Annotated in this window: 16 protein-coding genes; 4 read left to right on the top strand and 12 right to left on the bottom strand. The window is 68.9% G+C overall.

What is annotated here, in order from left to right; genetic code table 11:
- Positions 1-111: 111 nt before the first annotated feature.
- The 5 genes from DYS74_RS03780 to DYS74_RS03760 all read right to left on the bottom strand — a co-directional run bounded on the left by DYS74_RS03780 (position 112) and on the right by DYS74_RS03760 (position 4141).
- Entirely contained in the window at positions 112-933 is an 822-nt protein-coding gene (locus DYS74_RS03780) for a ferredoxin--NADP reductase (RefSeq protein WP_121531090.1), read from the bottom strand.
- Positions 934-1065: 132 nt separating this feature from the next.
- Entirely contained in the window at positions 1066-1437 is a 372-nt protein-coding gene (locus DYS74_RS03775) for a DUF934 domain-containing protein (protein WP_121531088.1), read from the bottom strand.
- Entirely contained in the window at positions 1434-2207 is a 774-nt protein-coding gene (locus DYS74_RS03770) for a phosphoadenylyl-sulfate reductase (protein WP_245965184.1), read from the bottom strand. The genes DYS74_RS03775 and DYS74_RS03770 overlap by 4 nt, the downstream gene beginning before the upstream one ends.
- Positions 2182-3843: a nitrite/sulfite reductase gene (locus DYS74_RS03765; RefSeq protein WP_121531086.1), complete on the bottom strand. Its 1662-nt coding sequence runs from the start codon at positions 3841-3843 to the stop codon at positions 2182-2184. Before DYS74_RS03765 ends, DYS74_RS03770 begins: the two co-directional genes overlap by 26 nt.
- Complete coding sequence (locus DYS74_RS03760; protein ID WP_121531084.1) at positions 3836-4141, bottom strand: DUF2849 domain-containing protein; 306 nt, start codon at positions 4139-4141, stop codon at positions 3836-3838. Before DYS74_RS03760 ends, DYS74_RS03765 begins: the two co-directional genes overlap by 8 nt.
- Positions 4142-4283: 142 nt before the next feature.
- Between DYS74_RS03760 and DYS74_RS03755 the strand changes: the two genes are divergently transcribed.
- Entirely contained in the window at positions 4284-4745 is a 462-nt protein-coding gene (locus DYS74_RS03755) for an Lrp/AsnC family transcriptional regulator (protein ID WP_121531082.1), read from the top strand.
- A 137-nt stretch (positions 4746-4882) separates the two neighbouring features.
- On the opposite strand, the gene tpiA is transcribed toward DYS74_RS03755, so the two are convergent.
- The 4 genes from tpiA to DYS74_RS03735 form a co-directional block, all read right to left on the bottom strand.
- The gene (gene tpiA / locus DYS74_RS03750) at positions 4883-5629 is read right to left on the bottom strand and encodes a triose-phosphate isomerase (RefSeq protein WP_121531080.1); all 747 of its coding nucleotides are present in this window, start codon (positions 5627-5629) and stop codon (positions 4883-4885) included.
- A 98-nt stretch (positions 5630-5727) separates the two neighbouring features.
- Positions 5728-6087, bottom strand: coding sequence for a HesB/IscA family protein (locus DYS74_RS03745; protein WP_121531078.1), 360 nt, complete (start codon positions 6085-6087; stop codon positions 5728-5730).
- A 68-nt stretch (positions 6088-6155) separates the two neighbouring features.
- Positions 6156-7229, bottom strand: coding sequence for an alkene reductase (locus DYS74_RS03740; RefSeq protein WP_121531076.1), 1074 nt, complete (start codon positions 7227-7229; stop codon positions 6156-6158).
- A gap of 129 nt (positions 7230-7358) precedes the next feature.
- Positions 7359-7724 (bottom strand): SUF system Fe-S cluster assembly protein, encoded by a 366-nt coding sequence (locus DYS74_RS03735; RefSeq protein WP_121531074.1) that lies wholly within the window; start codon positions 7722-7724, stop codon positions 7359-7361.
- A gap of 105 nt (positions 7725-7829) precedes the next feature.
- Here DYS74_RS03735 and prfA point away from each other — a divergent pair, with 105 nt between their 5' ends.
- From prfA to DYS74_RS03720, 3 genes are all read left to right on the top strand, one after another.
- Positions 7830-8885, top strand: coding sequence for a peptide chain release factor 1 (gene prfA, locus DYS74_RS03730; protein ID WP_121531072.1), 1056 nt, complete (start codon positions 7830-7832; stop codon positions 8883-8885).
- Complete coding sequence (prmC, locus tag DYS74_RS03725) at positions 8882-9739, top strand: peptide chain release factor N(5)-glutamine methyltransferase (protein ID WP_121531070.1); 858 nt, start codon at positions 8882-8884, stop codon at positions 9737-9739. The genes prfA and prmC overlap by 4 nt, the downstream gene beginning before the upstream one ends.
- A gap of 257 nt (positions 9740-9996) precedes the next feature.
- Positions 9997-10668 (top strand): DUF4167 domain-containing protein, encoded by a 672-nt coding sequence (locus tag DYS74_RS03720; protein WP_121531068.1) that lies wholly within the window; start codon positions 9997-9999, stop codon positions 10666-10668.
- 71 nt (positions 10669-10739) lie between these two features.
- Here DYS74_RS03720 and rsmA read toward each other — a convergent pair whose 3' ends face one another.
- From rsmA to DYS74_RS03705, 3 genes are all read right to left on the bottom strand, one after another.
- Positions 10740-11582, bottom strand: a complete 843-nt coding sequence (gene rsmA / locus DYS74_RS03715; protein WP_121531066.1) for a 16S rRNA (adenine(1518)-N(6)/adenine(1519)-N(6))-dimethyltransferase RsmA — start codon at positions 11580-11582, stop codon at positions 10740-10742.
- Positions 11583-11701: 119 nt separating this feature from the next.
- Complete coding sequence (gene pdxA, locus DYS74_RS03710) at positions 11702-12709, bottom strand: 4-hydroxythreonine-4-phosphate dehydrogenase PdxA (protein WP_121531064.1); 1008 nt, start codon at positions 12707-12709, stop codon at positions 11702-11704.
- Positions 12706-13938: a peptidylprolyl isomerase gene (locus DYS74_RS03705; RefSeq protein WP_183077446.1), complete on the bottom strand. Its 1233-nt coding sequence runs from the start codon at positions 13936-13938 to the stop codon at positions 12706-12708. Before DYS74_RS03705 ends, pdxA begins: the two co-directional genes overlap by 4 nt.
- Between the last annotated feature and the right edge of the window lie 67 nt (positions 13939-14005).

Here is a 14005-nt window from a genome sequence, read left to right as displayed (position 1 = left end):
AGCCCAGACAGCGAAACGCCGCCCCGAGGGGCGGCGTTTTTCGTTTGCGGAGAGGCGGAGCAGGCCGCGGGGGGACGCACCCGTCGCCTGTCGCCCTCTGCCGATCCGTGCTCAGATGCCGTCGCCGACGAAGGCTTTCTCGACGACATATTCGCGCGGCTCGGAATTCGCGCCCTCGCGCAGCCCGTAATGTTCGAGCACCGCCATCACGTCCTTGTTGAAGGCAAGGCTGCCGCAGACCATGGCGCGGTCATGCTCGGCATCCATCGGCGCGATGCCGAGATCCTCGAAGACCTTGCCGCTCATCAGGTTGTCGGTGATGCGGCCGCGGTGGTGGAACTCCTCGCGGGTGGCGGTGGGATAGTATTTCAGCTTGTCGCCCACCAGTTCGCCGATCAGCGGGTCGTCCTTCAGGCTCTCGACCAGCTCCTTGCCGTATTCGAGTTCGGCGACGGTGCGGCAGGTGTGCATCATCACCACTTCCTCGAACTTCTCGTAGGTCTCGGGCTCGCGCATCAGCGAGGCGAAGGGGGCGATGCCGGTGCCGGTCGCCAGGAACCACACCCGCTTGCCGGGCAGCAGCGCGTCGATCACCAGCGTGCCGACGGGCTTCGGGCGCAAGATGATCTCGTCGCCGACGCCGATGTGCTGCAGCTTCGAGGTCAGCGGGCCGTCCGGCACCTTGATCGAGTAGAATTCAAGCTCCTCGTCCCAGGCGGGCGAGGCGATCGAATAGGCGCGCAGCAGCGGTTTGCCGTTGTCGCCCATCAGCCCGATCATCACGAATTCGCCCGAGCGGAAGCGCAGCGACTGCGGCCGCGTCACGCGGAAGGAGAACAGCCGGTCGGTCCAGTGCTTCACATCGGTCACGGTCTGGGCGTCGGGCAGGTGCTTCACGGGCGGAATCGTCGCAGTCTGGGTCACGTCTGGCATCTCGTTCGGTTGGGCCCGGGGAGGAGGACCCGGGGCGCGAATAAACATGAGCCGCAGATATCTCAATCCTCTGCGGTCGGCCTTGATCTAAGGCAAATTGCCGGGCTGCGGCGATCTGTCAACCCGCGCGGGTCAGCGCTGCAGCCGGGCGCGGTAATCATGCGCGCGCCAATCGGCCCGGGCAAGCCATTGTTCCGCGCCCTGCCGTTCGGCCAGCGCCTCGGAAATCTCGACCTCGTCAAAGCCCGAGCGGCGCGCCATCGCATATTGGTCGGCGATCACATGGCCCGCCGCGCGCAGCCGCCCGGTATAGCCCGCCGCCCGTAGCCGCCGCGCCAGCGTGAAGCCGCGCCCGTCCGAGAAGGACGGGAAGGCGATGCGCACCAGCGCCGCGCCCAGGGCACGCTGTGCAAGCTCCTCGGACGGGGTGTCGGGGGCGATCTCGACGACATCGCCGGTGAAGTCATCGGCGTGGAAGCCGTCGTCGCGCACGATCACGCTCATGCAACTTTCTCCTTGTTGTCAGGCTCTTGCGTGCCGTTCTTGAGGCGCACGGCCTTGCCGCCGATGAAATGGATGCCGCATTCCGTCTTTTGCGAGCCGCGCCAGCGTCCGGCCCGCGGATCCTCGCCGGGCGCGACCTTCGAGGTGCAGGGCGCGCAGCCGATCGAGGGATAGCCCTGCGCCACCAGCGGGTGCCGCGGCAGCCGGTTCTGCACCATGTATTCCTCGAGATCCTCGCGGCCCCAATGCGCAAGCGGGTTGATCTTCATCCGCGTCGGCGTCTCCACCTCGAAGAAGTCGATCGTCGCGCGGGTCTGGCCCTGATAGCGCTTGCGGCCGGTGATCCAGGCATCAAAGCCCGACAGTGCCTGTTCAAGAGGCACCGTCTTGCGCAGCGCGCAGCAGGCGTCCTGGTTGAACTGGTGCAGCGTGCCGTCCGGGTCCTCGAGGTCGAGCATCGCCTGCGCGGCGGTGATCGTGCGCACATCGGTCAGGCCAAGCTGTCGCGACACCTCGCGCTGATAGTCGAGCGTCTCCTGAAACAGCATCAGCGTGTCGATGAAGATCACCGGCGTGCCCGGTGCGATCAGCGAGACCATGTGCAGAAGCACCACCGATTCCGCCCCGAAGGAGCTGACCAGCGCCACTTCCCCGGTGTCGGGGTCCTTCAGCGCCTTCTCCATGACCGCGACGGCCGCGTGGTGGCGGTAGCGGTCATTGAGCCCGGCGACCCGGGTGGTGATGTCAGGCAGCATCCCGTGCCTCGCCATAAAGCGCCTCCTTGAACGGCGCGGGGCCGAGGCGGCGGAACGCCTCGATGAAGCTCTCGGCGCGGTCGCTGCGCAGCGCCAGATAGGCGCGCAGGATCCGTTCGATCGCCGGAACGACCTCGTCATAGGCAAAGCCCGGACCGGCCCGTTCGCCGATCGTGGTCGCGGGGCCCGCGTCGCCGCCAAGGGTGATCTGATAGTTCTCCACCCCGGCGCGGTCGAGGCCGAGAATGCCGATGTGGCCGACGTGGTGATGGCCGCAGGCGTTGATGCAGCCCGAGATCTTGATCTTCAGCGCGCCGATTTCTTCTTCGAGACCGATCTTGCGGAAATGCGTGGCGAGCTCCTGCGCGACCGGGATCGAGCGGGCGGTGGCCAGCGCGCAGTAATCCATGCCGGGGCAGGCGATGATGTCGGAAAGCAGCCCGACATTCGCCGTGGCCAGCCCCGCGCGCAGCAGCTGCGCATGGATCGCCGGCAGATCGGCCTTGCGCAGATGCGGCAGCACGACGTTCTGCTCGTGGCTGATGCGCAGCTCGCCATAGCCGTAGCGCTCGGCGATATCGGCCAGCACCCGCATCTGGCTGGCAGAGGCGTCGCCGGGGGTTTGCCCATGCGCCTTCAGCGACACGGTGACGATCGCGTGGTCGGCGCGGCGATGTGCGGTCAGGTTCTGGCCCGCCCAGGCCCGGAACAGCGGATCGACCTCGAGCGCGCGCTCGTAGAACTCGACCGGCGCCGCCTCGAAGTCGGGCAGGGCGAACTGCGCCTCGATCTCGCGCAGCATCGCTTGGTCGACGCCTTCGAAGCTCGGCCGGATCCGGGCGAATTCCTCTTCGGTGGCGGCGCGGAAGGCGTCGATGCCGTTCTCGAAGACGGTGATCTTGATCCGCGCCTTGTACTTGTTGTCGCGCCGGCCCATCAGGTTGTAGGTCGAGACGATCGCCTCGAGATAGGGCAGCAGGTCGGCCTTCGGCAGGAAGGCGCGCAGCTCCTGGCCGACCATCGGCGTGCGGCCGAGACCGCCGCCGACGAAGACGCGCAAGCCGGTCTCGCCATCCTTCTCGACGATCTGCAGCCCGACGTCATGGGCCCGGATCACCGCCCGGTCATCGGCCGAGCCGGTGATCGCGATCTTGAACTTGCGCGGCAGGAACTGGAACTCGGCATGGTCGGTCGACCATTGCCGGATCAGCTCGGCCACCGGGCGCGGATCGGCGATCTCGTCGGCGGCGGCGCCCGCGAAGGCGTCGGTCGTGACGTTGCGGATGGTGTTGCCCGAGGTCTGGATCGCGTGCATCTGCACATCGGCCAGCGCATCGATGATGTCGGGCACGTCGGGCAGCTTCGGCCAGTTGAACTGGATGTTCTGGCGCGTGGTGAAATGGCCATAGCCCTTGTCCCAGGTCTCGGCGATATGGGCGAGCTGGCGCATCTGGTCGGCGCGCAGCGTGCCATAGGGAATGGCGACGCGCAGCATGTAGGCATGCAGCTGCAGGTAGAGCCCGTTCATCAGCCGCAGCGGGCGGAACTCGTCCTCGGTCAGCGCGCCCGACAGGCGGCGCTCGACCTGGCCGCGGAACTGCGCGGCGCGTTCGCGCACGAAGGCTTCGTCGAAGTCGGAATACTTATACATGGGCCGCCTCCTGCTTGCCGTGCGGATAGTTCGAGGGGCCGCGGGTGCGGAACACCTCGCGGAAATGGACGGGTTCGGGGCCGTTCGCGCCGGCGCGCGCCTCGGCGAGATAGGGGCCGACGACAATGCCCGGCTGGCCGAGCGCCGCCAGCAGCCGCAGCTCGCCATGCGCCTCGTCCTCGATCAGCTCGGCCTCGGCATGGTCGCGCGTCCAGCTGCCCGCCGCGGTCATGTAGACCACGTCGCCCATGCGCAGATCATTGGCGGTGACGACTTTCGGGGTGAACTTGCGGCTCATGGCGGCCTCCGGCGACGTGTTTTCCTGTCTGGAATATAGGAAATTTTCCCGGTATCCTGCCAGTCACCCGCGCAGATAAGGACATCTGTTCCGCATCCTGCGCCGAGTGGCATCAATTTCCCGACCGAAGGAGAAAAGCGGAATGGCTGTCCGGATCGACGAGATGGATCGGAAAATCCTCTTCCAGCTGCAGGAGGACGCGAGCCAGTCGCTCGACGAGATCGCGCGCAAGGTCGGCTCCTCGAAGACGCCGGTGTGGAACCGGATTCGGCGGATGAAGGAGCAGGGCGTGATCGGCCGGCAGACGGTGATCCTCGACCCCGAGGCGCTCGGGCTCGAGGCCTGCTTCTTCGTGCTGATCCGCACCTCGGAGCACGAGGCGGAGTGGCAGCAGAAATTCCTGCGCACCCTGCGCGAGCGGCCCGAGGTGCTCGAGGCGCACCGGCTGGCGGGCGACATCGATTACATCCTGAAGGTGCGGGTGCAGAACGCGCGCGCCTATGACGCCTTCTATCAGGCGCTGATCTCCGAGGTGAAGATCTACAACGTCACCGCGCTTTTGAGCATGGAAGAGATCAAGTCGACGACGTTGCTGCCGCTGTGAGCGCGACAGGGGGCGCTGCCCTCACCCCCGGGAGTGTTGCGGATATTGGAAGAGAAAGACGTCGTGCTTTCTCCTTGCCGGAAATACCTCGGGGGTGAATTGGCGCAGCCAAGAGGGGGCAGCGCCCCCTTCCTGTTTCAGGCCTCGTCGAGCGCGGCGAGGATCGCGCCGAAGTCCGCGGCTTTCAGGCTGGCCCCGCCAACCAGCGCGCCGTCGACGTTCGAGGTGGCGAAGATCTCCTTCGCGTTCGAGGGCTTGACCGAGCCGCCGTAGAGCAGGCGGATCTTGCCGGCCTCGGCGGCGCCGAAGCGGCCGGCAAGTTCCGAGCGCATGAAATCATGCACCTCGGCGATCTGTTCGAGCGTCGGCGTGCGGCCGGTGCCGATCGCCCAGACGGGCTCGTAGGCGATCACCGTATTCGCGCCGGTGGCGCCGTCGGGGGTGGAATCGTAAAGCTGGCGGCCGATCACCTCGAGCGTCGCGCCCGCGTCGCGTTCGGCCTCGGTCTCGCCGACGCAGATCACCGCGACCAGATCCGCCTCGCGCGCGGCCGCGGCCTTGGCGCGCACCATCGCATTTGTCTCGGCGTGATCGGCGCGGCGCTCGGAATGGCCGAGGATGACATGGCTTGCGCCCGCATCCTTGAGCATTGCGGCGGCGATGTCGCCGGTATGCGCGCCCGCGGCTTTCATGTGGCAATCCTGCCCGCCGACCGCGATGCGGCCCGCGGCACGCGCCGCCATCTGCCCGACCAGCGTCGCGGGCGGGCACAGCAGCACCTCGGAGCGCGGCGTCGGATGGGCCGCGATCAGCGCGTCAACCTCGGCGAGGCTCGCCGTGACGCCGTTCATCTTCCAGTTGCCTGCCGCGAGTTTTCTGCGCATCCGCCCCTCCATGTTTGCGCCAGATTAGGGCAGGGGCCGGGGCTGGGGAAGGCGCAAAGCGCCGCGCCCGCGGATGATAACGCCAACAGTCGGCCGTGTCAGTCGGCGTCCGCCTCGCGGAACTTGATCGACTCGCCGCAGCCGCAGGTCTCGACCACATTCGGGTTGCGGAACTTGAAGCCCGATTCCAGCAGGCCGGTCTCATAGTCGATCTCGGTGCCGATCATGAACATCTGCGCCATCGGCGCGATCAGCACCCGGGCCGGGCCGTCCTCGACCACGATATCCATCGGGCCCGCCTCCTGCGCGATCTCCATGGTGTATTCCATGCCGGCGCAGCCGCCCTTCTTCACCCCGATGCGAAAGCCCGCGGCCTGTTCGCGCGCCATCAGCCGGGCGATCTGCGCGGCGGCGGCGGGGGTGAGGGTGACGGGCGGTTTTCCGGGAATGGCGAACATCGGGGCGGCTCCTGTGATGGGCCCAAGATAGGGCGTGCGGGGCGGGCGGACAACCCGCCCCGCACGGGTCAGCCGAGGGCGGGATAGTCGGTGTAGCCCTCCGCGCCGCCGCCATAGAGCAGGGCCGGGCGCAGCGGGTTCAGCGGTGCGTCGGCGGCCAGCCGGGCGGGCAGGTCGGGGTTGGCGATGAAGGGCCGGCCGAAGGCCACGGCATAGGCCGCGCCCGAGGCGACGGCGGCGAGTGCCGTTGCCCGCGTATAGCCGTTGTTCGCGATATAGGGGGCGGTCAGCGCGGCGCGGAAGGCGGCAAGCTCGGCCTCGGGGTAATCGCGCGCCCCGCCGGTCTGGCCCTCGACGACATGGACGAAGGCGAGCGGATGGGCGTTCAGCACCTCGGCCACCGCGGCGACAAGCGCCGGCGTGTCGCTGTCGAGGCCGACATTGTTCGCATTCGACCAGGGCGAGAGGCGGATGCCGGTGCGGCCGGCGCCGAGCACGCCCACCACCGCCTCGAGCACGCCCGCAAGGAAGCGCACGCGGTTGGCGATCGATCCGCCCCAATCGTCGGTGCGGGTGTTCGAGGTGTCGCGCAGGAACTGGTCGATCAGATAGCCGTTCGCGGCGTGGATCTCGACCCCGTCGAAGCCCGCCTCGTCGGCGCAGCGCGCGGCATGGGCGTAATCGGCGAAGATCGCGGGGATCTCGTCGGCCTCGAGGGCGCGCGGCGTCACCGTCTCGACGAAGCCGGTGCCGTCGAAGGTCTTGGAATGGGCCGAGAGCGCCGAGGGCGCGACGGGCAGGGCGCCGTTCAGCAGCACCGGATGCGAGATCCGGCCGACATGCCACAGCTGCGCGACGATCTTGCCGCCCGCGGCATGCACCGCATCGGTGACCTTGCGCCAGCCGGCGACCTGTTCGGGAGAATAGATCCCCGGCGTCCAGGCATAGCCCTGGCCCATCGGCGAGATCTGCGTGCCCTCGGAGACGATCAGCCCGGCGCTGGCGCGCTGGCGGTAATATTCGACGGTGAGCTCGGTCGGCACCAGATCCGGCGCACGGTTGCGGGTGAGCGGTGCCATCACCAGGCGATTGGCGATCTCGATCTGGCCAAGCTGGCCCGGCGAAAACAGCGTGTCGGTCATCGGAAAGACTGTCCCTTGTGCGGCGCGACCTGCGCGCCAGAGTGAACGGATGAGTTCAATTTTGGCGCGCGCGGCGCGGCCGACAAGGGGGAAGCGCGGAATTTCTGCCCCGATTTCTGCCCCGGCGGCTCACATGAACCCGAGTTCGAGCCGCGCCTCGTCCGACATCATGTCCATGCCCCATTGCGGCTGGAAGGTCATCTCGACATTCACCGCCTGCACGCCCGGCACCGACTCGACCGCGTTCTGCACCCATTCGGGCATCTCGCCCGCCACCGGGCAGCCCGGCGCGGTCAGGGTCATCACGATCTCGACCTCGTTCGCGGCGTTGATCTCGATCGTGTAGACAAGGCCCAGATCGTAGATATTCACAGGGATTTCAGGGTCGAAGACCGTGCGGCAGGCCTCCACCACGGCGTCGAACAGCGGATGGTCGGTGGTCGAGGGCTTGATGAGCGGCGTGCCCTCGAGGGGCGTCTGGTCTTCGATGGTCATGGCGAACCCGCATCTGCGAAAGTCGAGCGTTTATATAGGGAATGCCCGGCAAAGGTAAAGAGCGCGGGGCTTGACCCGGAGAGATGAAAACGTCACATCCGCGGCATGGTCCCGCTCGAGAAACTTGCCCAGATCACGCAGCGCTTCGACTTTGTCGGGGCGAAGCTGAACGTCGCCACCGCACCTGCCGAGATCGCGGCGCTGTCGCGCGAATATTCCGAGCTGCGCCCGGTGGTCGAGGAAATCGCCGCCTATCGCCAGGCGCTCGAGGATGTGACCGAGGCCGAGGGCTGGTTGACCGACCCCGAGATGAAGGCGCTGGCCGAGGAAGAGCTGCCGCGGCTGCGCGCCCGCATCCCCGAGATGGAGCAGGCGCTGCGTCTGGCACTTCTGCCCAAGGACGCGGCCGATGCCCGCCCGGCGATCCTCGAGATCCGCCCCGGCACCGGCGGCGACGAGGCGGCGCTGTTCGCGGGCGACCTTTTGCGCATGTATCAGCGCTATGCCGAGACCAGGGGCTGGCGCTTCGAGCTGATGGAGCTGACCCCCTCGGAGCTTGGCGGGGTCAAGGAAGCCACGGCGCGGATCGAGGGCGAGGGCGTCTTCGCCCGGATGAAATACGAAAGCGGCGTGCACCGGGTGCAGCGCGTGCCCGAGACCGAGGCGGGCGGGCGCATCCACACCTCGGCCGCGACCGTCGCGGTGCTGCCCGAGGCCGAGGAGGTCGACATCGACATTCCGGCGGGCGACATCCGCATCGACACGATGCGCAGCTCGGGCGCGGGCGGGCAGCATGTGAACACCACCGACTCGGCGGTGCGCATCACCCACCTGCCGACCGGCATCGTCGTCACCTCTTCCGAGAAGTCACAGCACCAGAACCGCGCCAATGCGATGGCGGTGCTGCGCGCGCGGCTTTACGAGATGGAGCGCGAGCGGCTGGCCTCGGAGCGTTCGGCCGACCGGCGCGCGCAGGTCGGCTCGGGCGATCGCTCCGAGCGGATCCGCACCTACAACTTCCCGCAGGGGCGGATGACCGATCACCGCATCAACCTGACGCTCTATTCCCTGACGCAGATCCTGAACGGCGATCTCGACACGGTGATCGACGCGCTGATTGCCGACGATCAGGCGGCGCGGCTGGCGGAGATGGAGGGATGAGGGCGCAGGAGTCCCTGGTTCTCGGCACCCGGGCGCTCAATGCCGCCGGGATCGAGGGGGCGGCGGGCGATGCGCGCCGGCTGATGGCGCATGCGCTTGGCGTCGCGCCCGAGCGGCTGACGATGGCCTTGGGCGACGAGATCACCGCCGATCAGCAGGCGGCCTTCGATGCGGCGCTTGCGGCGCGCGCGGCGCATCAGCCGGTCGCACAGATCACCGGCCGGCGCCGGTTCTGGCGGCACGAATTCCGCGTCACCCGCGACACGCTCGACCCGCGCCCCGAGACCGAGCTGCTGGTCGCCGCGGCGCTCGAGGAGCCCTTCGCGCGGGTGATCGACCTTGGCACCGGCACCGGCTGCATCCTGCTCAGCCTGCTTGCCGACATGCCCTTCGCCACCGGCACCGGCACCGATCTTTCCGAGGCAGCACTTGCGGTTGCGGGCGAGAACGCCGCGGCGCTCGGGCTTGCGGCGCGGGTGCGGCTGCTCCGCTCGGACTGGTTCGCCGGGGTGAGCGGGGTCTTCGACCTGATCGTCTCGAACCCGCCCTATATCGCCGAGGCGGAAATGGCGGGCCTTGCCCCCGAGGTGCGCGACTGGGAACCCCGCGGCGCGCTGACCCCGGGCGGCGACGGGCTTGACGCCTATCGCGCGCTCGCGCGTGGCGCCGGGGCGCGGCTGCTGCCGGGCGGGCGGGTGCTGTTCGAGATCGGCCCGACGCAGGGCGCCGCGGTCTCGGAGCTGCTGGCCGCGCAGGGCTTCGAGCGGATCGAGATCCGCCGCGATCTTGATGGCCGCGACCGTGTGGTGATCGGCCGCAAGCCGGCGCAAGAGGGCGGTTGCGGCTGCGTCTGAGGCTGGTTTCGGCGCTTTTCCTGCGCGAAACGGCGCCGTTTTGCAATTTCCGGCTTGCACGGGCGCGCGTGAAATGCTTAGTCGTTCCCGTGCAGGACGGAAATTCGATCCCCCGCACGGCTCAGCTCTCCACTGCGGGTCAGACGGTTCACGGGCATCGCCCGGACAGACCGGCCGCACCCCTGGCGGGCCCGATCCTTCAATCCGATCGTGGCCCGGACTTCAGCGCCCCCGAGGGGCTCAACAGACGAAGGCCCATGAGATCTTCCAAATCCCGTTCGCGCAATAAGTCGAACCGTCAGCGCTCGATCGGCAACATCATCAACCGGGTGTTCGACAGCTCCGGCCCCGAGGGCAAGGTGCGCGGCACGCCGCAGCAGATCATCGACAAGTATCTCGCGCTGGCGCGGGATGCGCAGCTTGGCAACGACCGCGTCGCCGAGCAGAACTTCCTGCAGCATGCCGAGCATTACACCCGGATGCTGGGCGAGGCGCAGCGCGAGATGGCGCGCGAGCAGGAAGAGCGGCAACGCAGCTTCCCGCAGCAGGGCGGCAATGGCGGCCAGCAGGGCGGTCAGAACGGCGGCCAGACCGGCAACCGTGACCGGCAGGAGCGTCCCGAGCGCGAACCGCGGATCGAGGAAGGCACGGCGATGCCCGAAGCCTTCGCGACCGAGGATGACGGCCCGGGCCTCGTGCTGACGCCCGAGCGGCAGGCCGAAAGCGCGCCGGCACCGGCCGCGCCCGCACCTCAGGTCGAGGACAGCGCCGAAGCGGGCGCCGAGCCCGCGCCGAAGAAACCGCGCAGCCGCTCGTCCTCCTCCTCGCGCAGCCGCTCGACCTCGTCGCGCAGCAAGAAGAGCGACAAGGCCGACGGGCAGGGCGATGCCGCCCCGGCCGAGGCTCCGGCGGCGCCCTCGGGCGACTGAGCCCGGTTTCCAGATTTTCCGAAAGTCCGAAAGGCCCTGCAATCCGTTGCGGGGCCTTCGCCTTTTTGCGCTCAGCCGCGGGCGACGAGCCGGGCGAGGGTGCAGAATGCCTCGAGCGAGACACGTTCGGCCCGCTCGGTCGGCGCGATGCCGGCCTCCTCGAGTAGCGCCTCGATGTTCGGATGCACGCCCTTCAGCGCGGCCCGCAGCATCTTGCGGCGCTGGTTGAAGGCGGCGGCGACGACGCGTTCCAGAACCTTCGGATCGGCCGGGAACCGCGGCTCGGGCAGGGCGCGCAGATGCACCACCGCCGAATGCACCTTCGGCGCCGGGGTGAAGGCCTCGGGCGGCAGCACCATCACGATCTTCGCCTCGCAGCGCCATTGCGCCAGCAGCGCCAGCCGCCCGTAATGGTTGGAGCCGGGCTTTGCCACGATCCGCTCGGCCACCTCCTTCTGGAACATCAGCGTCAGGCTGTCCCAGAACGGCGGCCAGTCCGGCGGCGTCAGCCAGCGGATCAGCAGCTCGGTGCCGACGTTGTAGGGCAGGTTCGCGGCGATCCGGATCGGCGGCGTCAGATGGGCGCGCACGTCGATCTCCAGCGCATCGCCGTTGATGACTTCCAGCCGGCCCGGGTAATGCGCCGCGATCTCGGCCAGCGCCGGCAGGCAGCGGCTGTCCTTCTCGACGGCAAGCACCCGGCGCGCGCCCTCGGCAAGGAGGCCGCGGGTCAGACCGCCCGGCCCGGGGCCGACCTCGAGCACGTCGCAGCCGCTCAGATCGCCCGCGGCGCGCGCGATCTTGGCGGTCAGGTTCAGATCCAGCAGGAAGTTCTGGCCAAGGCTCTTCTTCGCCACCAGCTCATGGTCGCGGATCACCTCGCGCAGAGGGGGAAGCCCGTCGATCGCCGCCATGATCCGTTCCTTCATCTTGCCGCAAATACCTCGGGGGTCCGGGGGCTGGCCCCCGGTCTCACGGCCCCCGGCCGCGTCGCGCCCGGGCATACTGTCCCCGGGCGGCAACGGCAAGCACGTCAGCGCGCCCGCGCGGCCCCCATCTTCGCCGCCATCTTCAGCGCCGAGATCAGGCTGGCCGGATTGGCGCGGCCCTGGCCCGCGATGTCATAGGCGGTGCCGTGATCGGGCGAGGTGCGCACGAAGGGCAGGCCGAGCGTCACATTCACCCCGCCGTCGAAATCGAGCGTCTTGATCGGGATCAGCGCCTGATCATGATAGGCGCAGATCGCCGCGTCATAGCGCGCCCGCGCCCCGGCGTGGAACATCGTGTCGGCCGGCAGCGGCCCGGCGACGGCAAAGCCCTCGGCACGCAGCCCGGCGAGGGTGTCGTTCATCCAGTCGAGCTCCTCGTGCCCCATCGCGCCGCCTTCGCCCGCATGCGGGTTCAGACCGGCGACGGCCAGCTGCGGGTTCTCGATCGCGAAATCGCGGCGCAGCCCCTCGGCGGTGATCCGCACGGTCTCGCGCAGCAGCTCGGGGGTGAAGGCCTTGGGCACCGCGCTCAGCGCGATATGGATCGTCGTCGGCACCACGCGCAGCGGCGGCGTGGCGCTTTCGGCGGCGAGCATCATCACCACCCGCGCCCCCCCCGCCAGATGGGCGAGGTATTCGGTATGGCCCGGGAAGGCGAAATTCGCGCCGTCATGCAGCGCCTTCTTGTGGATCGGGGCGGTGGTCAGCGCGCTGCCCTCGCCCGCGCGCACGATCTCGACGGCGCGGGCGATCACCTCGATCACCGCGGTGGCGTTGGCCGGATCGGGCTGGCCGGGCAGCGCCGCGGCCGGGAAGGCATGCGGCAGCACCGGCAGGGCCGAGCCCGCATGCAGCATCGCCTCGGCGGGTTCGGCAATCTCGCGGATCCTGGTGCCGCGCGGCAGATGCGCCGGATCGCCGACCCAGACGAAGGGCAGCGCCGCGCCAAGGATTTCCCAGGCCTTCGCGGCGATCTCGGGGCCGATGCCCGAGGGGTCGCCGCAGCTGACGATCACCGGCCGGTGCGCCGCGTCTTCCCGTGCTGCGCTCATGGCCGCACGATCACCGCATTGGCGATCAGATCGGCGAGGTAGTTGTCGGCATAGCTGCCGATACGCTCGTTCTGCAGCCGCGACCGCACCGCATCGCGGTTCGGCGCGGTCTCGCCCTTGGCCTCGTCGACCGCCGCCTCGCGCGAGCACAGCATCAGCAGCTCCTGCCCCGCGCCACGGGTCAGAATCGTCGTTTCGCCGATGTCGAGCCCGGCCAGCGCCAGCGCGATATCCTTCGGCAGCGCGCCTTGCGGCGCCGGATCGGGCCGGGTGACGAGCGACACGGGCAGCCCCTTCACCACGGAGTAAAGGTCGTCGCAGCGCTTTGCCGAGGCGGCCTTCTGCAGCAGTTGCGCGCCCTGTTCGGAGCCCGCCGGGCCAAGCGCGAGCGTCGCATAGCCAAGCGTCTGCGGCCGGGTGCTGGCGGGGCCATGCTCGTCGAGGCCGCGCATCATGAAGATTGCGACGGCGCCATTCAGGTCGATCGGCGCCGAGGCCTGGCCGGGCTTCAGGCTCAGCAGGATCGGGCGCAGCGCCGGCGGCAGGTTGTCGAGTGGCATCCAGTCAAGCCGGCCGCCATTGTCGCGGGTCGAGGCCGCCGACATCTGTCGCGCCGCCTCGGCGAAGGCGCTTTCGCTGCGCAGCTGCGAGATCTTCTCGGCCGCGGCATGGGCTTCGGCCTCCTGACCGGGCGGGGCCGGCAGGATGACTTCGGAGATCAGCACGCGGGTGCCGCCGCCGCGGCTCGATTCCATCAGCATCGCGCGGTCGATGTCGCTGTCCGAGATCTGCACCCGCGGCGCGAAGCGCTGCTTGACCAGCTCGCGCCAGAGCAGGCCGGCGGTGACGAAGTCGCGGAAGGTCGGCTCATCGACGCCGGCCTTCGCCAGCTCGGCGACGAATTGCTCGGTGCTCAGGTTGGCGCGGCCGGCGAATTCGCTCATGCCCTGCGTGACCGCGTCCTTCTCGAGCGTGATGCCCGCCTGCTTCGCCGCCCAGACCCGGATCCGGTCCTCGGTCAGCGACTTCTCGGCTTCCTTGCGCAGGTCGCCGGGCTGGCGCAGCAGCTGCATGAAGCGGATCCGCTGCTCGATCTCGTAGCCGGTCACGCCGAGCCCGTTCACGAGGATCACCGGCGCGAAGGGGCTGGTGGTGGCCGCCTGGGCCGCCACATCCGTCACCGTCAGCCCGAGCGCGAGCGCCATGCCCAGAAGCGGGGTCAGTCGCATCCTCATCCTCATCCGTCTTTCGTCCGTCATCCGTTCCGTTCCTGCCCCGTCGCTCCCCGCCGGGGCG

The sequence above is a fragment of the Paenirhodobacter hankyongi genome, from assembly GCF_003664585.1.
GTDB classification, from domain to species: Bacteria; Pseudomonadota; Alphaproteobacteria; order Rhodobacterales; family Rhodobacteraceae; genus Rhodobacter; species Rhodobacter hankyongi.
This window is presented reverse-complemented; position numbering and strand designations above follow the sequence as displayed.

Excerpts from the sequence above, each read along its gene's own strand:
- DYS74_RS03780 (WP_121531090.1), bottom strand. The coding sequence starts at position 933 with ATGCCAGACGTGACCCAGACTGCGACGATTCCGCCCGTGAAGCACCTG.
- DYS74_RS03775 (WP_121531088.1), bottom strand. The coding sequence starts at position 1,437 with ATGAGCGTGATCGTGCGCGACGACGGCTTCCACGCCGATGACTTCACC.
- DYS74_RS03770 (WP_245965184.1), bottom strand. The coding sequence starts at position 2,207 with ATGGCGAGGCACGGGATGCTGCCTGACATCACCACCCGGGTCGCCGGG.
- DYS74_RS03765 (WP_121531086.1), bottom strand. The coding sequence starts at position 3,843 with ATGTATAAGTATTCCGACTTCGACGAAGCCTTCGTGCGCGAACGCGCC.
- DYS74_RS03760 (WP_121531084.1), bottom strand. The coding sequence starts at position 4,141 with ATGAGCCGCAAGTTCACCCCGAAAGTCGTCACCGCCAATGATCTGCGC.
- DYS74_RS03755 (WP_121531082.1), top strand. The coding sequence starts at position 4,284 with ATGGCTGTCCGGATCGACGAGATGGATCGGAAAATCCTCTTCCAGCTG.
- tpiA (WP_121531080.1), bottom strand. The coding sequence starts at position 5,629 with ATGCGCAGAAAACTCGCGGCAGGCAACTGGAAGATGAACGGCGTCACG.
- DYS74_RS03745 (WP_121531078.1), bottom strand. The coding sequence starts at position 6,087 with ATGTTCGCCATTCCCGGAAAACCGCCCGTCACCCTCACCCCCGCCGCC.
- DYS74_RS03740 (WP_121531076.1), bottom strand. The coding sequence starts at position 7,229 with ATGACCGACACGCTGTTTTCGCCGGGCCAGCTTGGCCAGATCGAGATC.
- DYS74_RS03735 (WP_121531074.1), bottom strand. The coding sequence starts at position 7,724 with ATGACCATCGAAGACCAGACGCCCCTCGAGGGCACGCCGCTCATCAAG.
- prfA (WP_121531072.1), top strand. The coding sequence starts at position 7,830 with ATGGTCCCGCTCGAGAAACTTGCCCAGATCACGCAGCGCTTCGACTTT.
- prmC (WP_121531070.1), top strand. The coding sequence starts at position 8,882 with ATGAGGGCGCAGGAGTCCCTGGTTCTCGGCACCCGGGCGCTCAATGCC.
- DYS74_RS03720 (WP_121531068.1), top strand. The coding sequence starts at position 9,997 with ATGAGATCTTCCAAATCCCGTTCGCGCAATAAGTCGAACCGTCAGCGC.
- rsmA (WP_121531066.1), bottom strand. The coding sequence starts at position 11,582 with ATGGCGGCGATCGACGGGCTTCCCCCTCTGCGCGAGGTGATCCGCGAC.
- pdxA (WP_121531064.1), bottom strand. The coding sequence starts at position 12,709 with ATGAGCGCAGCACGGGAAGACGCGGCGCACCGGCCGGTGATCGTCAGC.
- DYS74_RS03705 (WP_183077446.1), bottom strand. The coding sequence starts at position 13,938 with ATGCGACTGACCCCGCTTCTGGGCATGGCGCTCGCGCTCGGGCTGACG.